A 9153-nucleotide genomic window follows, 5' to 3' on the forward strand; every position below is an offset into this window, starting at 1 on the left:
TTCATGCCGCGCCCGCAAGAGACAGAGACAGGACAGATGATTTCCCAAAGCAACCGTCTGGGCGTGTTTTATCCGCCGGACAACACCGACAGCGGCCAGACCACGAGCCTGGCGCTGCTGCGATTTTCCGGGCAGGAGGCGATCAACCGCCTGTTCGAGTTCGAGGTGGAGTGCGTCAGCGTGACGCCCGATATCGATTTCGATCCGCTGCTGGGACGCAATGCCTCGGTCGAGCTGCAGACCATCGACGAGAGCCACCCGCCGCGCCATTTCGACGGGCTGCTGACCGAGGCGCGCTGGCTGGGCATGCACGAGGGCGGACACGGCTACCTGGTGACGCTGCGCCCCTGGCTGTGGCTGCTGGGCCTGCGCCAGAACCAGCGCATCTTTCACCGCATGACCGCCCCCGAGGTCATCGGCGCGATTTTCGCCGATTACGGGTTCTCGCATGTGGCCGACCTGCGCGGCAGCTATCCGAAGATGGAATACACCGTCCAGTTCCAGGAAACCGACCTGGAATTTGTCGAACGGCTGATGTCGATGTTCGGCATCAGCTACTATTTCCGCCACCGGATGCACGCCCACGAGCTGGTGCTGTTCGACGAGACCGACAGCCTGCCCGAGATCCCCGGCGGGTCGCGCCCCTACCGCGTGATCGACCGCCAGCAGCGCCGCCCCGGCGAGCACCTGCACGACTGGAACGGCGGCCGCCGGGTGAGCACCGGGCGCGTGGCGATGACCGATTACAACTTCACCAGGCCGCGCGCCGCAATGCAGACCGAAAAGAGCGCCGGGGCGGCCTATGAGAAGGGCGACATCGAATCGTTCTTCTATCCCGGTCGCTATCCCGAACGCGGCGAGGGCGACACGCTGGCCGAGCTGCGCCAGAAGCAGGTCACCATGGCCGACGGGCTGCACAGCGCCCATGGCGATTGCGCGTCGCTGATGGCGGGGATGCAGATTACCGTCAAGGCCCCCGCCGGGCCGGGCTTCGACGAGGCGGCCTTTGCCGCCTTCGACGGCAAGACCTTCGTGGCGCTGGCCTGCGCGCATAATTATACCGCCGAGGCCTATCGCACCGGCGACGCGGGCGGGGCCGAGGAGGACAGCTATCGCGGCTGGTACGAGTTCCGCGAGGCCGACAGGCCGGTGGTGCCGCCGCCGGCGCGGGTGGCGCCGCGGGTGCTCGGCCCGCAGACCGCCGTGGTGGTGGGCGAGGGCGAGATCGACTGCGACGAGTACGGCCGCATCCTGGTGTGCTTTCACTGGGACCGCGAGGGGGCCTATTCCATGCGCTGCCGGGTCGCCCAGCTCTGGGCCGGCAACGATTGGGGCGGGCTCGCCGTGCCGCGCGTCGGCATGGAGGTGGTGGTCGAGTTCATCGACGGCGACCCGGCGCGCCCGCTGGTGGTGGGCTGCGTCTACAACGCCGACAACATGCCGCCCTTCGACGTCGCCGACGGCGGCAAGACCATGGGCGTCAAGAGCAATTCCACCCCCGGTGGCGGCGGCTACAACGAGCTGGCCTTCGACGACACCAAGGGCAAGGAGGAGGTGCGCCTGCACGCGCAATACGACCTCAACGCCAAGGTGCTGCACGACGAGGGCCGCGAGGTCGACAACGACCGCAAGACGACGATCGGCAACGACGACACGCTCGATGTGGGCAACGAACTCACGGTGACCGCGGGCACGAAGATCACCCTCAAGGTGGGCCAGAGCACCATCACGATGGATGCCTCCTCGATCACGCTCCAGTCCCCGACCATCGAGGTCAAGGCGATGCAGGCGTTCAAGTCCAGCGCCGGCATGACCTCCGAACACAAGGCCGGCGCGCTCGTGGATATCAAGGGCGCGATGGTCAAGATCAACTCGTGACGGCCCCGCCGGGCCCGTCCAGCCACAGGATGCGACCGAAGGTGACGAAACCGCTCGAAACCCTGCGATACCTGACCGCGCAGGACCTGTTTGCCGCGCTGCCCGAGATCGGCGAGGACATGACGGCGCGCCCGCGCCGGGACGAGGGCGTGATGGCCTTTGCCCGGGGCCTGCTCGACGGTCCCGCGCCGGAGGAGGCGGTAACCTTTGCCGCGCAGATGTTCATCCGCCGGGTGTCGGTCTGGTGGGGGCACGAATGCCTGCGCCATGTCGGCGACCGGCTCGACCCGGTGGATGCCGGGATGATGGAGCGCGCCGCCGCCTGGGTGGCCGAGCCCGACGAGGACGCCCGCGCCGCGATGCTCGATGCGGCGATGGCCAGCGAGGTCCGCGGCCCCGGCGTCTGGCTGGCGCTCGGCGCGGGCTGGGGCGGGGCCTCGCTCACCGCGCCCGACAGCCCGCCGGTGACGCCGCCGCGCTTTCTCACCGGGCGTGCCGTGAACGCCGCCGTTCTCGCCGCCCTCGCGCGGGTGGCCCAGCCCCGGCGTCAGGCCACGCTGCGCGACTTTCTGTCGATGGCGCGTGACCTTGCAGCCCCCGATCTTGACTGACAAAACGACATGACAGGACCGGCGCGCGCCCGCGCGCCCGGCCGGACGGAGACGCGGACGCATGCAGAACCAGACCTTGCGCTTGCGCATCACCAACATGTCGAGCCTGCCCGATGGCGGCCCGCTCGAAGTGTCGGTCGCGCCCGGGGAGATCCTCGAGGTCGGCCGCGACAGCGGCATCGGCTGGAGCCTGCCCGACCAGCGCCGGTTCATCTCCAGCCGCCACATGGAGCTGCGCTTCGAGAAGGAGCAGTGGTGGCTCTACGACATTTCCACCAACGGCACCTTCGTCAACGGGTCCGCCTCGCGGGTCAAGAGCCCCTATGCCCTGCAGCCGGGCGATCATCTCCAGGTGGGCCATTACAGCGTCGAGGTCTCGTTCGAGGCCGGCGCGGCGGCGGGCGGCGGTGCGCCCCCCGGCGATATCTGGAGCCTCGGGGGCGGGCCTGCCGCCGCTCCTGATCCCGGCCCGACCCCCGCTCCCGGCCCGACCCCCGGCCCCGCTCCCGGCCCGGCGTTTTCCCCGGGGGCCGATATCTGGGGCGGCGGGGGCGCGGATGCGGGTGGCGATCCCGGCGAGACCTCGCCCCCCTCGGCGCAACCCCTGCCGGGCCGCGGGCCGGCGATCACGCCCTCGGTCCCGCCCGGCGGTGCGCCCGGTGCCTCCGGTGCGCCGACCGCGCCGTCCGCGCCGCCGCCCCCGGCGCAGGGCCACGGGCAGGGCCCGGCCCCGGCCCCGGAGACCGCGCAGGTGCTCGACGCCATCGCCGCCGCGGCGGGGCTGCCCGAGGGCAGCCTCAGCCGTGGCAACCCGATCGAGACCGCCACCGAGATCGGCCGCGCGCTGCACGCGCTGAGCGAGGAGCTGTCGAGCCTGTTGCAGGCGCGCGCCGTGGCGCGCCGCTCGGTGCGCTCGGGGCAGGTGACGATGATCGGGCGCGAGGACAACAACCCGCTCAAGTTCATGCCCACGCCCGACCAGGCGCTGAGCGCGATGTTCGGCCCCCCCCGCCCCGGCTTCCAGCGCGGCGGCGAGGCGATCCGCGCGGCCTTTGCCGATATCAAGCGCCACCAGTACGCCACCCACGCCGCGATCCAGCCCGCGCTGGCGCGGCTGCTGGACGATCTCGCCCCCGAGACGATCGAGGCGCGGGTCAAGAAATCGGGCCTGCTGTCGAATCGCCGCGCGCGGGCGTGGGAGACCTTTGTCGAACGCTGGGACGCCAAGGCGCAGGCCCACGAGAACGGCATGCTCGACGTGTTCCTGACCTATTTCGCCGAGGCCTACGATACCGAGGGCGGGGGGTGAGCGAAGGCTGTGCCCGGCGGCAGGTCAGGCGCGGGTCAATGTAATTCTGCCACATTTCCGGGTCTGGCGCGTGTGACGGGCGCGACAGGTGTTGCAAACACGCGTATTCATCGCGCACATTCCCGTGAACAGATTCCGCACCCGGAGATTCACTGATGCGCATTGCTGCTGACCGTCCTCGCCATTTCCTCGCCACCGCACCGGCCACCGATCCCCGGGCGGGCGGGCGCCGGGCCATTCTGGCCTCGACGGCGATCATGCTCGTCCTCGCGGCGCCCCTGCCTGCCCCGGCGGCGACGTTCACCGCGTCCAACGAGACCGACCTCGTCAACCACATCAACACCGCCAACAGCAATGCCGAGGCGGACACGATCAACGTCGATTCCGACATCACGCTGACCGGTGCCCTGCCGGTGCTGACGGATGGCAACGGGGTGACGATCGACCTGGGCGGCAACACGATCTCGGGAGACAATGCGCACCGCATCTTCTTCGTCAACTCGGGCACGGCGACGATTCAGAATGGCACGCTGGCCGACGGGCTGGCGCAGGGCGGCGCTGGCGGCGACGGCGGCGGTGGCGGCATGGGCGCGGGCGGCGCGCTCTATGTCCGCGGCGATACCGCGCCAACCGTCACTGTGACGGGCGTGGCGTTCACCAACAACGCCGCGCAGGGTGGCTTGGGCAGCAGTAAATCCGGCTTTACCGGTGGCGGTGGCGGCGGTCTTGGCGGCGACGGTGCGATCCCCACCCCCCCGGGTGACGCCGGTGCAGGTGGTGGCGGTGCCTTTGTCGATGGTGCCACCAACTCAGGTGACGCGGGTGGTGACGGCGGCGGGGGGAACGGCGGTGCCGGTGGGCCTGATAACACTGTTGGCGGCGCGGGCGGCGACCTCACCGGCGGCGGTGGCGGCGGTGAGGGCAATAATGGTGGTCCCGGTGGCTATGGCGGCGGCGGTGGCGGCGCGGGCGCATTGAGCAATGGCGGTGACGGCGGCTTCGGCGGCGGCGGCGGCAGCAGTGCTGATATTGGCATCCCGGGCACTGCGGGCGGTGACGGCGGCTTTGGCGGCGGCGGCGGCGCGGGCATTTTGAGCAGTGGCGGTATCGGCGGCTTCGGCGGCGGCGATGCCACACCTTTTGACGGCGGCGGCGGCGCGGGTTTCGGCGGTGCGGTGTTCGTGCAGGACGGGGCCACGGTCACGATTTCCGGCGCGTCCTCGGCCAGCGGCGGCAGCGTCACCGGCGGCACCGGCGCCAATGACGGCACAGCGGCGGGCACCGGCCTCTTCCTGCAGAACGCGGGCGTCACGCTGGCCCCCGGCGCGGGCGAGACGCTGACCATCTCCGATGTCATCGCCGACGATACCGGCAACGGCCCCAACGCGGGCAGCGTGACCATCGACGGTGCCGCCGACGGCACCGTCGAACTGACCGGCGACAACACGTTCTCGGGCGGTGTGACGGTCGCCGGCGGCACCTTCCGCCTTGGCAGCAATACGGCCGCCGGGACAGGGAGCGTCACCACCACCGGCTCCACGCTCAGCCTTGCCGATGGCGTGAACTCCGCGAGCCCGATCATCCTCAGCAGCGACGATACGAAGCTTGAGGTGATTGCCGGTGAAAGCGCCGAGCAGTCGGGTGTCATCTCCGAGACCGGCGGTGCGCGGCCGCTGGAAAAGATTGGCGCGGGCGAGCTGACCCTGTCGGAGGACAACAGCTATACCGGCGCGACCACGGTCAGCGGCGGGCGGCTGACCGTCACCGGCAACATCGATTCGACCGTCGTGACGGTCGAGGATACCGCCGGGCTGACGGCGGACGGCGCGGCGCTGGCGGATACGGCGGCGGTGACGCTCAACGGCAGCGGCGACCTGACGCTGACGGGCGACGAGACCATCGGGTCGCTGGCCTCGGCCTCGGGCACCTCGACGGTGACGCTGGGGGCGAACACGCTGACCACCGGCGACGCGGGTGACACGAGCTTTGCCGGGGTGATCGACGGCAGCGGCGGGCTGACCAAGCAGGGCAGCGGCACGCTGACCCTCACGGGCGCGAACACCTATACCGGCGGGACCACCGTGGCCTCGGGCACGCTGAGCCTGGGCTCGGACAGCGCCGCGGGAACCGGCACCATCACCACCACCGGCTCGGTGATCGACTATGCCGACGGGGTGACCATCGCCAACGCGATCGACCTCGACAGCGACGACACGCAGCTTCAGGTCACCGCCGGCAGCGCCGAGCAGTCGGGTGTCATCTCCGAGACCGGCGGCGCGCGGCCGCTGGAAAAGATCGGCGCGGGCGAGCTGACCCTGTCGGCGGACAACAGCTATACCGGCGAGACCACGGTCAGCGGCGGGCGGCTGACCGTCACCGGCAACATCGATTCGACCGTCGTGACGGTCGAGAATACCGCCGGGCTGACGGCGGACGGCGCGGCGCTGGCCGACAGCGCGGCGGTGACGCTCAACGGCACGGGCGACCTGACGCTGACGGGCGCCGAGACCATCGGCTCGCTGGCCTCGGCCTCGGGCAACTCGACGGTGACGCTGGGGGCCAACACGCTGACCACCGGCGACGCGGGCGACACGGGCTTTGCCGGGGTGATCTCCGGCGGCGGCGGGCTGACCAAGCAGGGCAGCGGCACCTTCACCCTCACGGGCGCGAACACCTATAGCGGCACCACCACGATTTCCGACGGCACGCTGGCGGTGGGCGATGCCGCGGCGCTGGGGGCGACGGGGATCGGCAGCGACACCTCTCTCGACGGCGGCACGCTGCTGGGCACGGCGGACCTGACGCTGGACGAAGACAGCATCGGGACGACCGACAACACCGATTCCACCATCGCGGCGGCGGATGGCACCACGCTGACGCTGGACACGGTGAATCTATCGGGGTTCGCCTCCACCCTGCGATTCGGTCGCGCGGGGGATACGGGCACGGTGATCGTGAACAACAGATTCACCGCCGCCAGCGACGCCAACGTGGAGATCGAGGCAGGCACGCTGGAAATCGGCACCGGCAATGCCGGAAGCAGTCTGCTCGATTTCATCGCCTCGACCACGGTGGAGGCCGACGGCACGCTCGACATCGCGGGCGCCGACACCGAGGTCAACGCGCTCGGCGGCAGCGGCACGGTGACCAACGGCGGCGCCGACGACCGCACGCTGACGCTGATCGGCACCTCCACCTTCGCCGGCACGATCGAGGACGGCGGCGGCGGGGCCATCTCGCTGGACACGTTGTCCTTTGACACCATCACCCTCACGGGCACCAACACCTATACCGGGGACACGACCGTCACCGCCGGCACGCTCACCGTGGGGACGGGCGGCAGCATCACCGGCAGCGCCTCGCTCGACAACGACGCCACCTTCGAGGTGGCCAGCGGGGCCAGCGCCAGCTTTGGCACCATCGACAATGACGAGAACGGCATCATCAATGTCGACGGCACGCTCTCGGGCACCGCCAACACGATCAACAACGCAGGCACCTTCAATGTCGGCGACGGCGGCACGGTGCAGGATGCGGGTGCGATCAACAACCAGGGCACCGGTGTCTACAACTTCGCCGGTGATGCGACCTTCGAGGCCGACACCGACAACAGCGGCGGCGAGGTCATCGACAATGCCGGCGAGATCAACCTGACCGGATCGGCCAATGCCAGCGGCACGGTGGATGCCGAGGGCTCGGACATCGAGACCTCCGGCACCATCGACATCGACCAGCAGATGACGCTGACCGATATCGGCACGCTGACGGTGACCGGCGGCACGGTGGACGTGGGCATGGACGCCACGCTCAGCGGCGTGACCGAGACGGTTCAGTCGGGCGGCACATTGCAGGGCGCGGGCACGTTCGAATTCGGCACCTACCGGCTGCAGGGCGGCGATAACGATGCGACCGTCGATGCCGGCAGTTTCGCGCATACCGGCGGCAACCAGAACGCGACCGTCAACGCGGATATCACGGTGGTCGCGCTCGGCGGCACTGTCCCGGCGATCGGGCCGGGCGGCGTGGCGGCCGACAATGCCGCGGGCGACATCACGGTGACGACCACCGCCGACGGCGACATCAACAACACCGGCGGCGACGGCATCAATGCCGACACCACCGGCGGGACCGGCGCGGTGACGATGACGCTCGACGGCACGACCGAGGGCAGCGATGACGGCGTGAACATCGCCGCCGGTGCCGGCGGCACGGTGGACGTGACCGCCAATGACGACGTGACCGGCGGCGATGACGGGGTCGTGATCGGTGCCGAGGATGCCGACGTGACCGTGACGGTCGGATCGGCCACCACGATCACGGGACAGGGCGACGCCGGGGTCGATATCGACGTGACCTCGGGCACCGGCAACACGGTGACGGTCGAGGGCTCTTCGGGCACGATCATCGGCGCGGTCGACGGGGTAAACGTCGCCTCCGGCGGGGCCGATATCGTGCTGGACAACCTCGACCTCGTGCAGGGCGATGCCGGGGACGGGGCCGACCTCGCCTCCGGCGGTGGCACGATCACCGTGACCGCCCTCGACGAGGTGCTCGGCAGCGACGGGCACGGCATCACCGCGAGCTCGGGCGGCGGGGCCATCTCCATCGACGGCAGCGGTCTGGGCACCACGGCCGGCGGCAATGGCGTGACCGGCGGCATCACCGGCCATGGCGGCGACGGCATCAACGTCGCCTCCTCGGGCGGGGCGATCACCATCGGTACCACCACGGCCAACGGCGCGATCACCGGCAGCAATGACGGCATCGAGGCCGATGGCGGGACCGGCGGCAGCATCGACATCGCGCTCGACGCCGACGTGACCGGCCAGGGCGGCCACGGGGTCACCGCCACCAATGAGAGCGCCGACATCACGGTGACCGTTGGCACCGGCGTGACGGTCGAGGGCCAGGGCACGCACGGCGTCAACATCGACATGGCGTCGGGCGGCACGGCGCGGGTGCAGGGCAATTCGGGCACGATCATCGGCAACAATGACGGCATCCATGTGACCGGTGCCAGCAACAATGCGATCGTGCTGGACAACCTCGACCTCGTGCAGGGCAATAACGGGGACGGGGCCGACCTCACCTCCGGCGGTGGCACGATCACCGTGACCGCCCTCGACGAGGTGCTCGGCAGCGACGGGCACGGCATCACCGCGAGCTCGGGCGGCGGGGCCATCTCCATCGACGGCAGCGGCCTCGGCACCATGCTTGGCGGCAATGGCGTGACCGGCGGCATCACCGGCCATGGCGGCGACGGCATCAACGTCGCCTCCTCCGGCGGCGCGATCACCATCGGTACCACCACGGCCAACGGCGCGATCACCGGCAGCAATGACGGCATCGAGGCCG

General features: G+C 70.2%; 4 protein-coding genes. All 4 read left to right on the top strand.

What is annotated here, in order from left to right; translation table 11 throughout:
• The first annotated feature begins 36 nt into the window (after positions 1-36).
• Positions 37-1878 (top strand): type VI secretion system Vgr family protein, encoded by a 1842-nt coding sequence (locus ACFFU4_RS16340; RefSeq protein ID WP_377070914.1) that lies wholly within the window; start codon positions 37-39, stop codon positions 1876-1878.
• Positions 1879-1919: 41 nt separating this feature from the next.
• Positions 1920-2489 (top strand): DUF6931 family protein, encoded by a 570-nt coding sequence (locus tag ACFFU4_RS16345; protein ID WP_377070915.1) that lies wholly within the window; start codon positions 1920-1922, stop codon positions 2487-2489.
• Positions 2490-2550: 61 nt separating this feature from the next.
• Positions 2551-3798 carry a type VI secretion system-associated FHA domain protein TagH gene (gene tagH / locus ACFFU4_RS16350; protein ID WP_377070917.1) on the top strand — a complete coding sequence of 416 codons (1248 nt, stop codon included), beginning with the start codon at positions 2551-2553 and terminating at the stop codon, positions 3796-3798.
• Positions 3799-3953: 155 nt separating this feature from the next.
• A partial coding sequence (locus ACFFU4_RS16355) for a beta strand repeat-containing protein (RefSeq protein ID WP_377070918.1) occupies positions 3954-9153 on the top strand: 5200 nt, incomplete at its 3' end.

Origin of the sequence: Roseovarius ramblicola (assembly GCF_042430665.1) — a bacterium.
Classification (GTDB): domain Bacteria; phylum Pseudomonadota; class Alphaproteobacteria; order Rhodobacterales; family Rhodobacteraceae; genus Roseovarius; species Roseovarius ramblicola.